At 43.8% G+C, this 17,325-nt stretch carries 9 protein-coding genes; 1 reads left to right on the top strand and 8 read right to left on the bottom strand.

Annotated features, from left to right (window positions below):
• Positions 1-16 precede the first annotated feature (16 nt).
• The 3 genes from DFP97_RS00115 to DFP97_RS00105 all read right to left on the bottom strand — a co-directional run bounded on the left by DFP97_RS00115 (position 17) and on the right by DFP97_RS00105 (position 4,152).
• Positions 17-910, bottom strand: coding sequence for a carbohydrate ABC transporter permease (locus DFP97_RS00115; protein ID WP_114377958.1), 894 nt, complete (start codon positions 908-910; stop codon positions 17-19).
• 36 nt (positions 911-946) lie between these two features.
• Positions 947-1,870, bottom strand: a complete 924-nt coding sequence (locus tag DFP97_RS00110) for an ABC transporter permease (protein ID WP_114377957.1) — start codon at positions 1,868-1,870, stop codon at positions 947-949.
• Between the two features lie 263 nt (positions 1,871-2,133).
• Positions 2,134-4,152, bottom strand: coding sequence for a beta-galactosidase (locus tag DFP97_RS00105; protein ID WP_114377956.1), 2,019 nt, complete (start codon positions 4,150-4,152; stop codon positions 2,134-2,136).
• A 320-nt stretch (positions 4,153-4,472) separates the two neighbouring features.
• On the opposite strand from DFP97_RS00105, the gene DFP97_RS00100 reads away from it, so the two are divergent.
• Positions 4,473-6,716, top strand: a complete 2,244-nt coding sequence (locus tag DFP97_RS00100; protein WP_114377955.1) for a helix-turn-helix domain-containing protein — start codon at positions 4,473-4,475, stop codon at positions 6,714-6,716.
• A 706-nt stretch (positions 6,717-7,422) separates the two neighbouring features.
• On the opposite strand, the gene DFP97_RS00095 is transcribed toward DFP97_RS00100, so the two are convergent.
• From DFP97_RS00095 to DFP97_RS00075, 5 genes are all read right to left on the bottom strand, one after another.
• On the bottom strand, positions 7,423-8,166 hold the full coding sequence (locus tag DFP97_RS00095) for a hypothetical protein (protein ID WP_114377954.1): 744 nt from the start codon (positions 8,164-8,166) through the stop codon (positions 7,423-7,425).
• 66 nt (positions 8,167-8,232) lie between these two features.
• Positions 8,233-13,752 carry a DNRLRE domain-containing protein gene (locus DFP97_RS00090; protein ID WP_245975759.1) on the bottom strand — a complete coding sequence of 1,840 codons (5,520 nt, stop codon included), beginning with the start codon at positions 13,750-13,752 and terminating at the stop codon, positions 8,233-8,235.
• 675 nt (positions 13,753-14,427) lie between these two features.
• Positions 14,428-15,267, bottom strand: a complete 840-nt coding sequence (locus DFP97_RS00085) for a PRD domain-containing protein (protein ID WP_114377953.1) — start codon at positions 15,265-15,267, stop codon at positions 14,428-14,430.
• Between the two features lie 29 nt (positions 15,268-15,296).
• On the bottom strand, positions 15,297-15,800 hold the full coding sequence (locus tag DFP97_RS00080) for a PTS sugar transporter subunit IIA (RefSeq protein ID WP_425453477.1): 504 nt from the start codon (positions 15,798-15,800) through the stop codon (positions 15,297-15,299).
• A complete protein-coding gene (locus DFP97_RS00075; protein ID WP_114377951.1) occupies positions 15,790-17,202 on the bottom strand; it encodes a PTS transporter subunit EIIC in 1,413 nt (470 codons plus the stop codon). Before DFP97_RS00075 ends, DFP97_RS00080 begins: the two co-directional genes overlap by 11 nt.
• Positions 17,203-17,325: the final 123 nt, after the last annotated feature.

The raw sequence follows: 17,325 nt of genomic DNA, 5'->3' as shown, positions 1-17,325 counted from the left end.
TTTCCCTCGTTTAGTTCTAACCTTTTACGGCGCCAATCGTCAATCCTTTTACAAAATAACGCTGTACAAACGGATAAAGGAACAGAATCGGTCCGGTTACAATGATGGACATCGCCATCTTCGTCGATTCGGTAGGCATGTCGGAGCCTAGTGATACGCCTGTTCCCGAACCCATTTGAGCGACGAAGCTCATCGCATTGATAACGTTGTACAAGTAATATTGCAGCTGGTATTTGCTTGTATCGTTGATGAACAACGAAGAAGTAAACCAGTCGTTCCAATAATGGAGCGCCAGGAACAGTCCTACGGTTGCGATACCCGGCATCGACAGCTGCAGCACGATTCGGCTGTAGATCGTGAAATCATTCGCCCCATCGATTTTTGACGACTCAATGACTTCATCCGGAACGGCGGAGCGAATGAAATTTTTCATTAATATAATAAGGAACGGCGTCATAAGACCAGGTAAAATCAAGACTTCAAGCTTATCCGTCAGCTTCAGATACTTGGTCATTAGGATGTACCAAGGCACCAGCCCGCCGCCGAACAGCGTTGTGAAATAAATCATGAAAGAGAAAAAGTTGCGGTACTTGAAATCTTTGCGCTGCAGGACGTAACCTGCCATCGTCATTAGAAACATCCCGACTGCCGTCCCTATGACGGTTGTAAATACGGTTACGCCGTATGCTCTGAGCACCTGCTCCGGAAACCGGAACACCGTTTTGTACCCTTCCAGGGAGAACACCGTCGGAATTAAATGGTAACCGTCTCTGATAATCGATTCGTTCTTCGTAAAGGAAGCCGAAATAATTAGCAGGAAAGGAAACAAACAAGCTAAGGTCGAGATTAGTATGACGACGAACGCAATAAGCCGAAACCACTTCATATAATTATCATCTTTAATTTTCATGGGTACCTCCTGCAGTTAGCTGCTGTGCATTGTATCTTAGAATAGGGCGTATTCGTCGTTAATTTTCTTGATCATATAGTTGACCGTCATGATCAGAATAAAGCCGAAGAGCGATTGATAAAGACCTGCTGCCGTCGACATTCCGATATCGAACGTTACTTTGAGTGAACGGTACACATACGTATCGAGAATATCCGTCGTGTTGTAGAGCATGCCGTTGTTGCCTACTAATTGGTAGAACAAATCGAACTGCCCTTTCATGATGCTGCCGAGCGCGAATAGCAAAAGCATGACGAACGTGGTTTTCAGCATCGGGACCGTAATGTACCAAATACGTTGAAAAATGTTCGCTCCGTCAATTTTAGCCGCCTCGTAATATTCCTCGCTGATCCCCGTGATGGATGCTAAGTAAATAACCATGCTGTAACCGATGTTTTTCCAAAGGTAGAAGATAATGATGAGGAATATCCATACCCACGGCGTATTGTACACGTCTACCGGCTCGGCTCCGAATTGCTTCAGCGTCGAATTCAGGAATCCGCTTTCGTAGTTGAATACGTTATAGACGATAACGCTAAGAATAACGAAGGAAACGAAGTATGGCAGAAACATGATCGACTGCGTCAGCTTCTTGAACCATTGCAAGCGAAGCTCGCTTAGAAGGATCGCCAGCGCGATAGCCAATGTGTTTCCTAATAAGATAAACACGATATTATAACCGATCGTATTTAAGGTTAGCTTAGCCAAAACGCCCGATTGCCATAGAAACTTGAAATTTTCTAAACCGACGAATTGGCTGTTAAACAAACTCGTGTTGAAATCAAACCGCGTGAATGCGTAGTAAACGCCCACCATAGGCACGTACGAATTAATAATGAAGAACACAAGTGTCGGCAATAGCATTAGAAACAAGATACGGTTTGTTACAAGTTCTTTCAGTATTCCATTCTTTCCTAACATGCAGTTGTTGTCTCCCTTCCTTTAGAGCCTTCTGTCTATTTTTGATGTGTTTGTCTGATCTGTCCTCAGTGTAGGTGAGAGCGGTTTTGCGAGAAAGAGTAAGAATGCAAATTCAGTGAACGAAGTGGCGAATTGAACAGTGAACGATTTAAACTTCTATGTATTATCAAGCCTTTTCATAGGGTTTGGAGGCAAAAAAGAAACCTCGCTGCCGCTTCCCCGAACATAAATTCGAGCGAAGCGGCAGCGAGGTTATTGTCGATTTATAGCGTTTTTTGTAATATCATGACGCCATGCGGTTCGATTTCAACCGTCCCCGACACGGTGCGATTCGTCAATAAATCGGAATAAGCTTCCGTTCCCAGTTCAACCGATGCTTGACTGGCATTATGATTCAGCACGAACGTGTATACTTCGCCTTCTTTGGAGCGCTGCGCCAATTCGACGCCTGCACTTGCTTTAAACGGAGCGGCGATGCCGTGCTTTTCGCATAAGTTGCGAATCAAGTCGCTTAACAGCCGCTGCTCAGGCGCCGTTGCCACATAGTAGGCCTCTCCCTGGCCGAATTCGTTCACAGTCAGAGCAGGCATGCCTGCATAGAAATCCGTACCGTAGGAGCCTATAGCCTTCGCGCCTTCCAAATGAAGCAGGTCGCACAGCAGACCGCATTCATAGCTTCCTGCTAAATGGCCGAACGCTTCGCCGATTTGTATGCTGTTGCGCATATCCGGCAGCAGGCTGTCGATTTCCTCTACCCATAGTCCAAGAAGATTTCGCAATTTCCCTGGATATCCGCCAAGCGTGACGAGATCGTTCTCGTTTACGATACCGCTGAAGAACGTCGTCACAAAGGTACCGCCAGCTTTAACGAAAGCCTCGATCCGCTCTGCAACGCCCAGCTTCAGCATGTACAGCACCGGAGCGACGATGATTTTATATTTTGAAAAATCGCTAAGCGGGCTTATCACATCCACCGGCACATTCTGATCGTAAAAGGCTTTGTAATAGTGCTGTGCCTGCTCCAAGTAGTTCAGATCAACGCTTGGTCCGCTTGTAATCTCTACCGCGTTCCACGTGTCGATATCGAACAGCAGCGCTGCTTCGGCATGGATTTCCGAATCAAGCAGACGGTCGCCAAGCTCCCCGAGTTCCCTTCCGAGCTGGGCGCACTCCCGGAATACGCGCGTATTTTCGTGACCGACATGCTCGATGACCGCACCGTGGTATTTCTCGCATGCTCCGAACGAGCGGCGAAGCTGGAAGAACATTACGGTGTCTGCGCCGTGCGCGACCGCCTGATAGCTCCACAAGCGCATGACGCCCGGACGCTTCAGGCTGTTATACGGCTGCCAGTTCTGCTGGCTCGGCGTCTGCTCCATCAGCATGAAGGGCTTGCCCTCCTTCAGGCCGCGCATGTAATCGTGTCGCATCGCGACGTTGCCCATCGGTTCATTCATCTGCGGGTAGCTGTCCCAGGACACAACGTCCATCGCTTCGCCCCATTTTTTCAGATCGAGGCCATTAAACAAGCCCCAAATGTTCGTCGTAATCGGAATTTCCGGCGTGATGGCCTTGAGCTCATCATATTCCCCCTGATAGCAAGCGAGGATCGAATCCGACATAAACCGCTTGTAATCAAGCGCCATCGGCTGAAAGTTGCGATTATCGCCGTTCAGATTGGACGGAGGTACGATCTCCTCCCACTCATAAACGGTATGCCCCCAAAAGCTCATGTTCCATTCCGCATTCAAGCTCTCTATCGACCCGTATTTCGATTGCAACCAGACACGGAACTCAGCCGCGCAATTGTTGCAGTAGCAATGCGTGCCGTACTCGTTATTAATGTGCCAGATAAGCAGCGACGGGTGGTCCTTATAACGCTCGCCCAGCGTCCTGGCCAGTTGACGAGAAAAGCGCCGGTACGTCTTGCTGTTCGGGCAGAAGTTCGTGCGTGAGCCGTGCGTGCGTTTCCGTCCGTCAACGTCAACCGGCAGCACATCTTCATATTTGCGGGACATCCATGCCGGCTGCGCGGCGGTTGATGTAGCGAGACAGGCATAAATGCCATTATCCGCGATTAAGTCTAATAATTTGTCCAGCCACCCCAGGTTGAACGTATCTTCCGAGGGCTGCAGCTTTGCCCAACTAAACACCGGCAGCGTAACGACATTTATGCCCGCTTCCTTAAATAAACGCATATCCTCCTGCCATATTTCCTCCGGCCATTGGTCCGGGTTATAGTCACCGCCATACCAAATCTGTTGCAGCTTCGAATTAATCAATTACTTCACTTTCCCTTCCGCAGTTATCATGGAATTCCGAGACATTCTAACGGATAGATTCACGGTTGTCATCTTACATCCGCCGATTCGCCAATAAGTTCACTATGGTATGTATTGTTCACTCCGCAATATCAGTGCCAGACACATTCCTTCATTTGGTTCATTGCACGCCGCAGCAAGTGAATACTATAATGAAATGCGAACATTAAATCGCAAGAAGTGTGAACAAACTGACATATTCCAAAATAAAACGGTTTGAAACTCAGTTTGGACAGTGCTTATTTACGAATCCTTTCCAAGTAGATAGAGGGGGAGCTGACATGTCAGCATTTGATTTAAAAAACAATGGAAAACTATACAGCAAGCTGCTGTTTAGCATCACCTTGTGCATTGTACTTACATTGCTCGTATCCTCATTATTTTATTTCTTCACATATGTGCGGATTGATTTGAAGAAATCCTATCAATCGGACGTCAGCAATTTAACGCAGACGAGCAAGGAAGTCATCAGCATGACGGAGAGCGCGCAATCGGTCTCCTTCCAAATTTACAGAACGTTCGCCATCTCTAAGCTTATGTTTTATACCGATCCGAACATTTACGATGTGATGGCTGCGATGAATGAACTGAACAATTATTTAAATTCGATGCCGTTCATTGAATCCATCTATGTATATAATTCGAAGAATGATCTATTCTATACAGCCAGCAGGCAAGGACAAGGAGGAACAATCAGCAAGGACGAGCTTGCGGATAAAGGCATACTCGACATCCTCGATAACTTTCAGCAGTATCGCCCATTCACGCCGATTCCGAGAACCTATACGACGGCCAGCCTTTCCGGCGAACAAGTGACAAAGGCGTATACTTATTTAGGCTACGACGCAATTGGCAAAACGCAAACGATCAACTCCGCCGTTATCGTTAATATTTCATCCGCATGGATTAATAAGGACATAGGAATTAATAAAAGCGATACCGAAGGCAAATCGTTCATTATGGACAATCAGGATCGGCTGCTGTCCGGCGATACACTTACTGCCAAAACGCTAAGCGCGAATGACAGAGCCTTGCTAACGGACAAAGTGAAGGACAAAGAATCGGGTTATGTGGTGGCTGATTTTGAAGGGAAAAAGTCGCTGATCTCGTTCACTTCTCCAGATTCGCTGGAATGGCAATATGTCCGGATTACTCCCTATAAAAAAGTGACGGAGGCTGTCAACTCCATCCGTAATATGACGATTTTGATTGCAGTAGGCATCCTGATCGTCGGCTTGTTCATTTCATGGCTGCTGTCGCGTATGCTCTATAGACCTATTCATCAGATTGTGGACAAAATGAACACGCTTGAAAGCGAAAAACGAAACAGCTCTTATACCATTAAGCAAAATATACTGCGCAGTCTCATACAGGGCGCAAAGTCGCTGCAAACCGACGCACAGCTGCAGAAGCTGTCCCAAAACGGCATTACGTTCGACTTTCATTCAAGCTACCGTGTCATCATGTTAAAGATCGACCATTTTGCCGAATTGAAGGAGACTCGCGGCGATGACCTGCATGTCTATAAGTTCGCCATTATGAATATTGCGGGGGAAATCGGCCAGAAGTATTATCAGGTGGAAACCGTCGAAATGGATGACGATAACGTCGTTATGCTGATGAACCGGCTTGACCCTTCAGAGCAGCAGGACGACGTGCTGCTCCGGACCGTACTGCAGCAAATTCAGCAATCCACTTTGGAATATTTGAAGATCGGTATTTCTATTACCTATAGTCCGGAGGCTTCTCATCCGCAGCAGCTGTCCACCCTTTACAAGCTGGCAAAGGAAGCGGCTATGCACCGGTTATTTTATGGCGCCGGCTGCTTGATTGACGCCCAGGACATCATGTCTTTGAAATCGAAAGAATATGTATTTCCCGTAGATAAAGAACGGAAATTATCGGATGCCTTAATGACGTCCAAGACGGAAGAAGCCAAGAAGCTGTTCGCCGAAATCGTGCAGGAAACAGCGGGCTATCCGATTCATGTCGTACAGCTTGCCATCTCCCATCTGACGATGACCGTCAACAGCATTTTGTTCACGATACAGAAAAATAATAATTTGGATGTTGAAGCGAGCCTCGGCATCCATATTCCAACGCCGGACAAATTCGAAACCATTGATGAGCTTAATGACATGTTTTTCTCGCTGTTTGATGACATCCAATCCAAGCTGTCGGTGAAGCGGACGACAAAGCAGGGAGAATTGATCCGGAAGATCAATGATCTCATCAACAAGGAATATGCCAATCCGAATTTCAGCCTGAACTGGATCGCCGAAAATCTGGACATGTCTTCTATATATCTAAGCCGCGTCTACAAGCAGCAAACCTTAACGGCTATCGTTGACGTCATTAACAATGTGCGACTGGAACGGGCTAAGGAGCATCTCGAGCAGACCGACTGGTCCATCATCGATATCGCCGTGAAATGCGGCTACACAAGCAGTTCCTATTTCCACCGCATGTTCAAAAAGAACTTTGGCGTTACGCCTACCGATTACCGGAAGGTTAAAGTGAATTGATGCCTAAACGCTTTGGGACGAGCAATAGAAAAGGTGTTAGGCGCGTAGTTTTCAGACTCATACAATAATAACTAACTAGTAATGACCTTAAGCGAATCTTTATTTTTTACCTCTTTGTAGTTGTTTGATAAAATAAATATTAAGAGTGGTGTTGTTGATCCCGCGTGGTTCTTTTTCAAAAGATTTAAACTTGCCTGATAAAATAAGGTAGCGACTGCCTGGATGTAAAGGTCCTAGACAGCCGCTGCCTTATTTGTACTATTATTCTCCGTGGAGCTTTGGACACTTGAAGCAAAGCTGTTTTCATAAAACATTTATTTTAGTTACCAATTAGCTAAATTAAGTGATTCATAATCTTCTGCGTTAATAAAATCCGATTCAGAAATGCTGAGTATTTCGGAGAGTCTTTTAAGCCCACCAATCCACGCAAAATCCTCTTCCTCACACGAATTTTGTGTAAGATTTTCACAGCATTCCCCAATAATACTTCCCATCGTCCTGAATTAAATTTAGAGTGGGGTCATCATCAATTTTCATTAAAATTTTTATGGTAGAAAGTTGAACTTTTTCAGGTTTACTCCAACTTAAATTTTTAATATGTTTTTGCACTTCATTATAATAAAAACTCTTCAGTTTCTAGATACCAAGCGCGATTAGGAGCGACCCGTTCTTTCTCAGGACCTGACACGTCAATAAATGCAAATCCTTACGAACTAGAAAATTTATATTTTATATCCTCTTCTAAATTTAATAGCCATTCATCATACTTTACATTAGTAGTGTTGTCACTAATTATTTCATTTATATGAACAAAAAAACCATTTATATCGTTTAAATTCTTTGATGAAGAGCACAAGTTTACTTCACAATCCGATATGGCCATTAATTCTTTTTCCCTGAAATCATTAATAACAGTTTTACTAAAATAAGCGTCAGTAGCTGGAAAATGTTCCTCATTGTTTAATATTGCTTGAAGCGAGATATTTGAAACTTCTTCTCCACAAAAACCATATAAGAAAAACCCAGTACAATAAATTTTTTTGCATAACAAAATAATTACTTCATTTTTTTTAGCTTTAATGATTTCATTTTCTTCAAATTGTAAATGTCCATATTCAAACATAATTTCTATTGAATACGTATTGTCAACATGAATACTGTTAATTATTCTAATTGGGATTCTTTCACCTTGTAGTTCAAAAGATGAGTTTATTTCATAAATAAAATTCTTTATTTTAATGGATTGTAATTCTTCCAGATCATTAAAGTATGTTTCAATGAGATCATGGTTATATTCATAAACTGAAGAATAAGAAACATCAATTTCATTAATATCTAGAACTGATATTGTTCCCTGGTTTATATTCATTATCTTGAGTAGTTCCAGGATTATTTGAGATGAATAATTACCAATTATTAATCCATTAATGATGTAGAAAGTTCCTAACATATTATAAGCCCCCTTTTATTAATCAGCCCCCAAAATCATAGGGGACTGATTAATAAATATCAGATGTTATTTTATTACTCCCATACCCTTTAATTGGCTTGGAAATGGCTTAACTACTGTAGCTACTAATCCTTTATAATTACCATCAAGAAAAACCCAAACTAGAACATCATTATTATTAGCTTTTTTATAATACCCTTTAACTGGTACTCCTCCAAGCTCACCACCAATTGTATGGGTAAAGTTTGTTAGTACATCCACTATCATTTCTTTAAAAAGCTCTTTTGTAGCATTGTTCCAATTCTTCCCGGCAAATCCTACATCCTTAGCATGTTTAAAACTATGTTGAAGTCGGGATGGATCCGATACAGCTTTTTGGATTTCTGTAGGTTTTAACCGCTTTATAGCGGTTGTAGGATTCTTTTTAAATATTTTTTTAATTATTTTTATTATTGGACCAAACCTATGTCCATCAGAATCATAATACATGATGGGATTATTATGAGTGTATAAATACTGATTTAAGCTCAATGGTTCATCTTCAAAACCAAGGAATGTATCTTTAGTAATAAATCTGCCTGTCTCAGTATTGTAATACCGGGCCATTAAATAGTATAACTTTGTTACCTCATCATATCGATAACCGGCATAACGATATGGATTAGATGTGGCCATCGTACCTGTCTGGGATATAATACTTCCCCAAGCATCATATTGATATTGAGCAACAGTGGCCCCACTCACATCGGTCAATGATGTTATATCTCCATGACCATTAATGTGGTAAAAATAAGTGTTTCCATTCTTGGTCATGCTAACTGGATTGCCCTGACCATCCCATGAGTATTCAGAAATAATATTGTTGTTGGAATCTGTCTCATAGATAACCTTATCATTACTGTAATGGTAGAAAATCGTTCCGCTGGAAGTCGTCATGCTAATCCGTTTTCCTCCGTGGTCATAAGCGTACTTAGCCAAGGAAGTCCCTACCGAATTCTTTACTTCAATTAAGTGATTTTCCTCATCATAGATAAACGTCTTCGATCCGTTTCCAGTTAGGTTCCCGTTCGCATCATACGTATACGCCTGACCATTAACCGTTGTTAGTTGGTTACCGGCATCATACGTATAATTAGTTGTTATCGGTGTTCCACCTTGAGTGACTGTCTTTTTGGTACGATTACCTACCACATCATATTCATATGCAATCGCGGTTCCATCAAGCAACGTTTCCTGTGTCAACTGGTTCAATTCATCGTACTGATACGAAATTGTGCCAGAACCAGTTTTAACACTTGTTCGGTTGCCGTTAACATCATAAGTGTACGAGTTTGAATCACGCAATGCTCCAACTGCATTGTAATTCTTGACCGATATTAGCCGATCCGCTTCATCAATTTCGTATAAGACATAAGTACCATTAGAATACGTTACAGAGATGAGGTTACCCCGCTCGTCATAAACAAACTTGGCTTGGTTAACCCCATTTCGAGACAATGCCACCAGTTGATCCAATGGGTTGTAACTTAACCCCGTAGAAAATGAAGCAGTCCCAGCTGTTACCGTGAAGGACGAGAGATTAATTTTATCGATTTCATAAACGTAATCAATCTTATTGGATGCGCCTTCGGCCTGCTGGGTGATCTGGTTATTTCCATTATACGTGTACGTCGTGGATTTCCCTGTAGCATCTGTTGCAGAGGTTAGATTTCCATTTGCGTCATATGCAAAATTCCACTTCGCAGCACCATTATTGGAGATGCTGGTCATGCGATTCAAGGCATTGAAAGAATAAGAAACCGTGTCCCCTTTCGGGAAAATGATCTTTGTGCTGTTTCCATTCTTATCATATCCGTATTGAATCGTTTGATTCAACGGATTGGTAGTGCTGGAAACTTTGTTGAATTCATTATACCCAAAGGTTGTTGCATTGTTCTTCGCATCGGTAACCTTCGTCCGGTTGCCTACGCCATCGTACTCATACATTGTTTCCTTCAATTTGGGATCGGTTACTTTTGTAAGCAGATTTCTGCCATCATACGTAAATGAAGTGTTTTGCCCTTTTCCATCCGTAATCTTGGTTTGATTCCCAACCGAATCATACGTGAAAGAAACGTTATTGCCGACCGGATTGTCTACGCTAGTGAGATAGTTACCGTTTGTGTCATAAGTGTTAAAGGTGTGTGAGTTCCCTGTCTCTAACCGCATCGCATCAAACCAAGCGGTTCCCAATTGATCGTAATAGTAATAATAAACATCAATCGAGTTAAACGCTTTAGTAGGCTTTACTTGAGCGGCTACGTGCTGCCAATCAGTATCTGTTTTGCTGAACGCATTGGCATTGTTCCAATCGGTTGTTCCATCCGTATGGTTGATGGCCACTTGCAGATGATAGTAGCCGCCGGTCTGATTTGCTCCCGATTGCTTCGACCAACCGGATAATGTATAGAGACTGCTGGCATCGCCGGAAATGTTGATGCGCTGTTTAATATACTTATTCTTGCCTTGTTCTCCGGTCATTTTAAGGGAGTAGCCGCCGGCATATACATTATCCAGGCTTTGGTTAAGCGGATCGGTGCCGTCGCTTGCTGACAGATTTCCGCTCGTTGTCCAGTTGGCTGGAATGCTACCGGTTCCTGCGTTCCGTTCAAAACTGGCGTTGTCCACCAGGTTATAAGCACTTAGCGTGGTGCCTTTTTCAAACTGGATACCGTCAAAATAGGCGGCTCCCGATCCGGCATTTAACCCTACCGAAACTTTTACTTTTGCTGTATTCGGTGGAACGCTGTCGACAACGGTTTGAATACGCGTCCAGTCGTGTGTTCCGGTTAACTGATAAGCCGCTTGCTGTCCTAACCATCCGTTAGATGAGTTGAAAAACTCCAATTTTACGATAGCCGTATTGGTAATACCGGTTGTTTTTACATAACCACTGACTGTATATTTTTGACCCGTTACATAAGAAAACATATCTGAACCGACGATAGCCCAACCAGTCGGATTGGAGATACTGACCGCTTTAGCACCAAACTTCGCGGCTGTTGACCATCCAAAGGTAGCCGTTTTTCCAGGTTCGATCGCCTGGTTCCAGTTATCCGGCCAGTTATCTGCATTTTCATCCAGCTCAAAGCTCGAATTTGCCACTTGGTTATCAGCAGCGGACATCGGATTAGTAAAATAGAGCAAATTTCCTCTCGCATCATAACGGTTTGCTGCCGTAGCAACCGTAGGATCCGTCGATTCCGTCTGATTATTTTTGGCATCGTAATCATTCGAACTAATGTTACTGTTAAAATCCTGTTCTTTAATCAAATTATTTTGACTGTCATACGTGTTAAATGCTGTTTGGTTCTCAGGAAGCTGTACAGCTGTTATATTGCCTTTTGTATCATAGGTGTAAATATATGCGCTCGTGCCACTTACTTTATTCGTGTTTGGATCTTTTACTTGCGTTAAGTTATTGTTGTTATCGTAGGTGAAAGTTGTGATCGCTTTGTTCGCCGCATCAAGCGGATTTTCCGTGATTTGCACCACGTTGCCGTTCGAGCTATAGGTATAATCGACCCTACGGGCTTCCCCGCCGGTTACCGTCGTGACCAAATTGGTTGTATCATACGAATAAGTCGTTGTGCTGGTTGTAGCAACGCCATCGATGGTTATCGGCTGGCTGATACTCGTTACCCGATTCGACGCATCGTAGGTAATCGTTGTAGTTATATTGCGAGCATTTGTGATACCCGTCAAGTTATGGGTCGTACCGTATGCAAATGTCGTGAACTTTCCGGCAGCATCGGTTACTTTTGTCAGATTACCACTCGTATCGTACGCATAGGATACCGTTCGATTGGCAGGATCGGTGATGACAGAAACATAACCGTTTGTTCCATACGTAATGGAGGTCGTTCGTCCAGACGCATCCTGAACCGAAGTCAACTTTCCGGAACTATACGTATACGTAGTCGTATTTCCATTGGTGTCTATCAGAGAAGAAATTTTACCACTGGTATTAAAATTGAGTTTCGTGCCATCGGTTTGCGTAATGGTATAGGTGCTGTCGGCATTTTTGACGAGAGTCAAATAAACGCCGCCGTGAGCGACATACCCGCCCCCAGCTATTTGACCAAAAATATGGCGCGTGCTGTCACCGTCAATTAGCGTAATCGGTCCGCTGCCCGTATCAACAAGTCGCGTGTCCGTATTGCTCCACCATCCAAAGCCGAACATGCCGGCTACTGAGGATTTACGGCTATTGTACGTACGGGTCATATTGACCGGTATTCCACGACCAGAAATATTAAGATCAGTTTCCTGGTAAACCAAATTTCCGTTGGACGGATTGACGCCATCAGGGGTATAACCCCAGAAGTTTTCGAGACCAATCGCATCTACAGTGTAATTTAGGGTTAATCGAGGTGTGTTGGTACCGCTGTTCACCGTGTTAAAAGCTCGGAATGGTGAAGTGGATTCATTTTGCTGTTTCAGCATGATTCCATAGTTGGGCAGAACACCGTTGTACCAATCCTTGGTCAGTTGGGTGATATCCCATTGCCAGTAAGCATTGACTGCATTACTAGTTACCGTCTTTTCAGGTGTAGCATTTATTGCAGGCTGCGTGTTCCATGTAACTGTACCCCAGCTTCCGGTGATACGATTCGCATCAACCGATACATTGGTCGTCTCATTCCGGGTTTGATAAACATTCACATTGGCACTCGAGATTTTGCTGTCACTTGGAAGGCTTGGCAAATAAAATTGCAGCAAAGAACGGGTCGCTCCAAAATAGCCGCTGTCATTACCCGTGTACATCGATATGTTGCTTGAATAAGACGAAGTCGGAAATGCGCTGGACACAAACGCATCTCGTAAAACTTCCCAATTATTGATGGTCGGATCAATGGTGACCGGATATTCGGTTTCAGAGTCATTCAAAAAGGTTTGATCGGCAATAACATCTACATAAGTCTTTCTGTTTTGTTCACGGAGCTCAAGGATGACATTATCCGAATATTTCCCATTCGCATCAGTCATGAAGGGCTTTTCTAAAAACCATTGTTTAATGCCTTTATTATCACTAAAGGTAATGGTGCCATCCTCTTCCGCCTCAGGTGTCAATCCCGTTAGCTTCAACTCAAAAGAAAACACATTTTGATTGGAATAACGCTGAAGGATGATATCTTCTTTCACGCCATCGCCTTGCACGGTATACCGTACATCTGCATTTATAAACAGACTTGGATAGGTAATTTCGTTCCCTTTCGTCGTAGCTTTTACTTTTTGAGCGTTGACAGGAATCAAAGTGATGCTTTTGTTGTCTTTTTCTACCGAAACAAGGTCGCCTGAACCAGTTTGATCGGTAAGAGAAACCTTAAAATCATTAGCCGTGTTCTCATATTTGCCGACATTTTTCGTACTGGATTTGATTTTATTATCAATTGATAGCCATTTTTTATCTGTAGGATCTTGATAAAACTGAGGTTCTAAGTAAATTTCTTCGGTAAAGCTTCCGTCTGGATTCAGATAACGAGTAGAATATTTTGTCCGCTTGCTGGTCAATTCCAATTTTGTTTTCGGAAGTTTGTTTGGCAATTCACCGACATCCGCAACGATTTTGTTATTCTGCGGAATACGTTGCGATTCTCCCGGGGCAGCGCTCGCTACAGACATCCCAACGAGATTAAAAATCAAACTGATGGTGAGGAATAAGGATAGGATACAAATAAGATTTTAGCTGAGGTAGCAAGGGGTTATCTCCTTTTAAATTATGTGTTTCAACCGGTTGTTACACACAATATATCAGGTGGCAGGTAAATGGGGATAGAGGTATTTCATGGAACCCTGAAAAAGCACTAAAAGAAAAATTAAAATAAACTAAATTTATCGTTTAGCGAAACTGTCGGAACTTTCAACGCTAGCCAAGTGCATAATGTATTGATTGCTTCAAAACCCGGTTCTAATGTTGATGCACATGAATCACCGCATAAAAACACAGCCAAGGGTATAATCAGCGCTGTACTGGTGCTTCGTAAAAAGGATTTTACTTTGTAAAATTAGCAACGTATCCACTGAAGTGACTAAGGAAAATGACCTCAATAACGAGGTCTTTTCTTCTGTTCTTTTAAGAAGAAAGAAAGCCACCTCCGCAGAGACGGCTTTTGATTTGTTTTTATTCGATCGTCTAGTACCAATTTTCCATCCATTGAATTTACGCATGAAGATTCAGGAGAAGGAAGTTGGAGTAGTCCGCAAGCGAGTCTACGGAGCCTATGCCATTTCTCTGGATTTAATCCGCTGGATTTGCATGGAGATGTATGCCATTTCCGAATCGTGGAGTTCAAAATCATACTCCTGCAGCACAAAATGACCCGCCTTTTGGGCAATGAGATACGAATCCCCGTATTTTTCCTTTATGATACGGATCATTTCGGTATCTAATTCGTGAAAAGGTTCGTTGGACTCCGACCGCTGAACAGCAAAACGCAAATGAGTAATTAAGCGTTCATAGGATACGGTATCCTCCGCAATCTTGATACCCAAACAATCTTCGATTATATCTACAATGCCCTTTATCATTGCGGTGATGTCGAGCGTCTTCGTCATTTCCCCGGCATTCATTTTAGCAGTATAAATATGCAATGCGATATAGCCTACCTCATCCTCCGGAATTTCGATTCCGAGCTTTTCACTAATTAGTTCTTTCGCGTAAAGTCCAATTTGAAATTCTTTCGCGTACAATACTTTTATTTCGTTCAGCAGCGTATTTTTAATGACCATCCCTTTGGCCAGACGTTCAAGCGCGAACGATAAGTGATCGGTGAGCGCGATATGGATATGCTCATTTATGATAACGCCCAGCTGATTTTCGGCATGGGAGATAATTTCCTCCGACACCTGAATATGCTCCTCCGGCAATGTCAACAATATTTCTTCAAATTGCTGATGCTTAGTATGGTCTTTCATAACAAATATTTTTTCAATTCGGGTTTGATCTACGGGATCGTTCTTCTTTTTCTGAAAGGCAATGCCTGACCCGAGGACAATCTTCTCCCCCTCCGAATCCTTGACGACAATCGCATTGTTGTTCAATATTTTATTAATCTTCATCGCACACTCCTTTCCGGGGAGTCCCTGATTTAAGATTTTACTTTCACCTTCATGAGCGGGGTCAATCCCATTTCAGCCCGGGCAGGCAACTCAATTTCAATCCGTTCAATTTGATCCGAATGAATAAGGAACATCGGGGTGACAGGACTGGTCGCCTTCTCCCGGACCAGATCGAGCGAGAAATCAATGAGAGGCTGGCCCGTTTTTACCTTGTCCCCTGTCTTGACGTAATCGCGAAAGCCCTCCCCCTTCATGTAGACCGTATCCACACCGATGTGAATCAGCAGATCCAATCCGCTTTCGGCACGAATCCACAGCGCATGTTTGGTTTGAAAGAGGTGAACAACCTCTCCGTCTACGGGAGAGCCAACCCTTCCGTCTTCCGGATCTATCGCAACCCCCATTCCAGCCATACTTCTGGAAAAAACGGGGTCGGGCACATCCTCTAAAGCCAGTACTCTCCCGCTTAATGGAGAGAAAATAGTTTCTTCCGTTTTCCGTTGATGCAGACCAAGCCAACTTCTAAACATCATGTACTCCTTTATCTTCATCGAATCCGATAATCCACGTCGCCATAAATGCAAAACCAACGGAAATGACAAAGCCAGTAAGGTAATGAAATAAGTTCGACAAACCTAACGGAGCCGCAAGGATCAACATCGGCAAGCCTGTTAAGCCGTATGAATTCGCCGCTACATGAGCAAAGACAACATACGCGCCGCCTGCCGCTCCCCCGATGCAGCCACCGATAAACGGTTTTCTTAATCGTAAGTTCATACCAAAAATGACAGGCTCCGTGATGCCGAAAAAGGCAGATAGCGCCGCTGGCATTGCCGTTTCCTTCAGCTTTTTGTTTCTTGTCTTAAAATAAATCGCCAAACCGGCGCCGCCTTGCGCGATATTGGCCATCGACCATACGGGCAGCAAGAAATTCACCCCGACTTTAGGGTTGGCAATCAAACCGAACTCGACCGCATGAAAAGTGTGATGAAGACCGGTAATCACGATGAGCGGATAAAACCCTCCGAACAGAAAACCGCCGATAAATCCGACACCATGCGTATATACAATCTCGAGACCTTGCGTAAGCCAATTGCCGAGCAATGCTCCGAACGGTCCAATCGCAAGCAGGGAGATAATCCCGGTAAACAAGACGGTTGCAAGCGGAACAACGAACAATGCCAAAGACGGATGCACGACCTTTTTTAATCCCGTTTCAACCTTGCTCATCAGGTAAACAGACATCAATACCGGAATGACCGTTCCCTGGTATCCGGCCGAAGCGGCTTGAAATCCGAATGCATCCAGCCATGCCGGAGATTGCATCTCATGTACCCCAGGCTTCAATACATCGGAATGTACTAATAGTCCGCCTATAAAAGCTCCCAAGACCGGACTTCCGCCGAATTCCTTCGCTGCGCTAAACCCGATTATGACCGGCAAAATAAGAAGAGCGGATGTCGAGAAAAAATCCAGCATGATCATCCAAGCACTATCCGGCGCAGCCCAATTAGAAGACTTTATCATCCCTGTCAGTCCCCTTAGCAATCCGCTGGCTACTATAAAAGGGAGTATCGGTACAAAAATATTAGACAATATCTTCGTAATGACAAAGATAGGATTCTTTTTTTTAGGACTATCCGCGGCGGGTTTCGCAAATGTCGCAGATGTCGCGGGCACATCTGCGTTGACTTCTTCAAGCGCCTTATAAATCTTGTTTACGATGCCGATTCCGAAAATGATCTGGTATTGTCCGGCCCTGGAAAATACCCCTTGTACCTGATCCAGCTTTTCTATGGCAGCGCTGTCCGCTTTTCCTTCGTCATGCAGAACCAATCGCAGTCTAGTCGTGCAGTGAACTGCGCTTGCGATATTCTGTTTGCCGCCCAGCAGCGGCAGCAGCTCTTCGACGATCTTATTCGCTTCGGCTCGAATGGCAGGTTCCTCCCTAAAGCATGTTTCCGTTATTATAACATTCGTTTCACCGGCTTGTTATCTGTCAATAAAAATCCCAATTATCGCCAAAAACTGCCCTCAGCATGGGCTGAGAGCAGCTTT

The sequence above is a fragment of the Paenibacillus prosopidis genome (genome assembly GCF_003337375.1).
Lineage (GTDB): Bacteria > Bacillota > Bacilli > Paenibacillales > Paenibacillaceae > Pristimantibacillus > Pristimantibacillus prosopidis.
Note: the sequence above shows the minus strand (reverse complement) of the source record. Positions and strands in the feature narration are given on the sequence as shown.

What these genes read in the sequence shown, in the direction of transcription:
- DFP97_RS00115 (WP_114377958.1), bottom strand. Translation starts at nt 910, where the DNA reads ATGAAAATTAAAGATGATAATTATATGAAGTGGTTTCGGCTTATTGCG.
- DFP97_RS00110 (WP_114377957.1), bottom strand. Translation starts at nt 1,870, where the DNA reads ATGTTAGGAAAGAATGGAATACTGAAAGAACTTGTAACAAACCGTATC.
- DFP97_RS00100 (WP_114377955.1), top strand. Translation starts at nt 4,473, where the DNA reads ATGTCAGCATTTGATTTAAAAAACAATGGAAAACTATACAGCAAGCTG.
- DFP97_RS00095 (WP_114377954.1), bottom strand. Translation starts at nt 8,166, where the DNA reads ATGTTAGGAACTTTCTACATCATTAATGGATTAATAATTGGTAATTAT.
- DFP97_RS00085 (WP_114377953.1), bottom strand. Translation starts at nt 15,267, where the DNA reads ATGAAGATTAATAAAATATTGAACAACAATGCGATTGTCGTCAAGGAT.
- DFP97_RS00080 (WP_425453477.1), bottom strand. Translation starts at nt 15,800, where the DNA reads ATGATGTTTAGAAGTTGGCTTGGTCTGCATCAACGGAAAACGGAAGAA.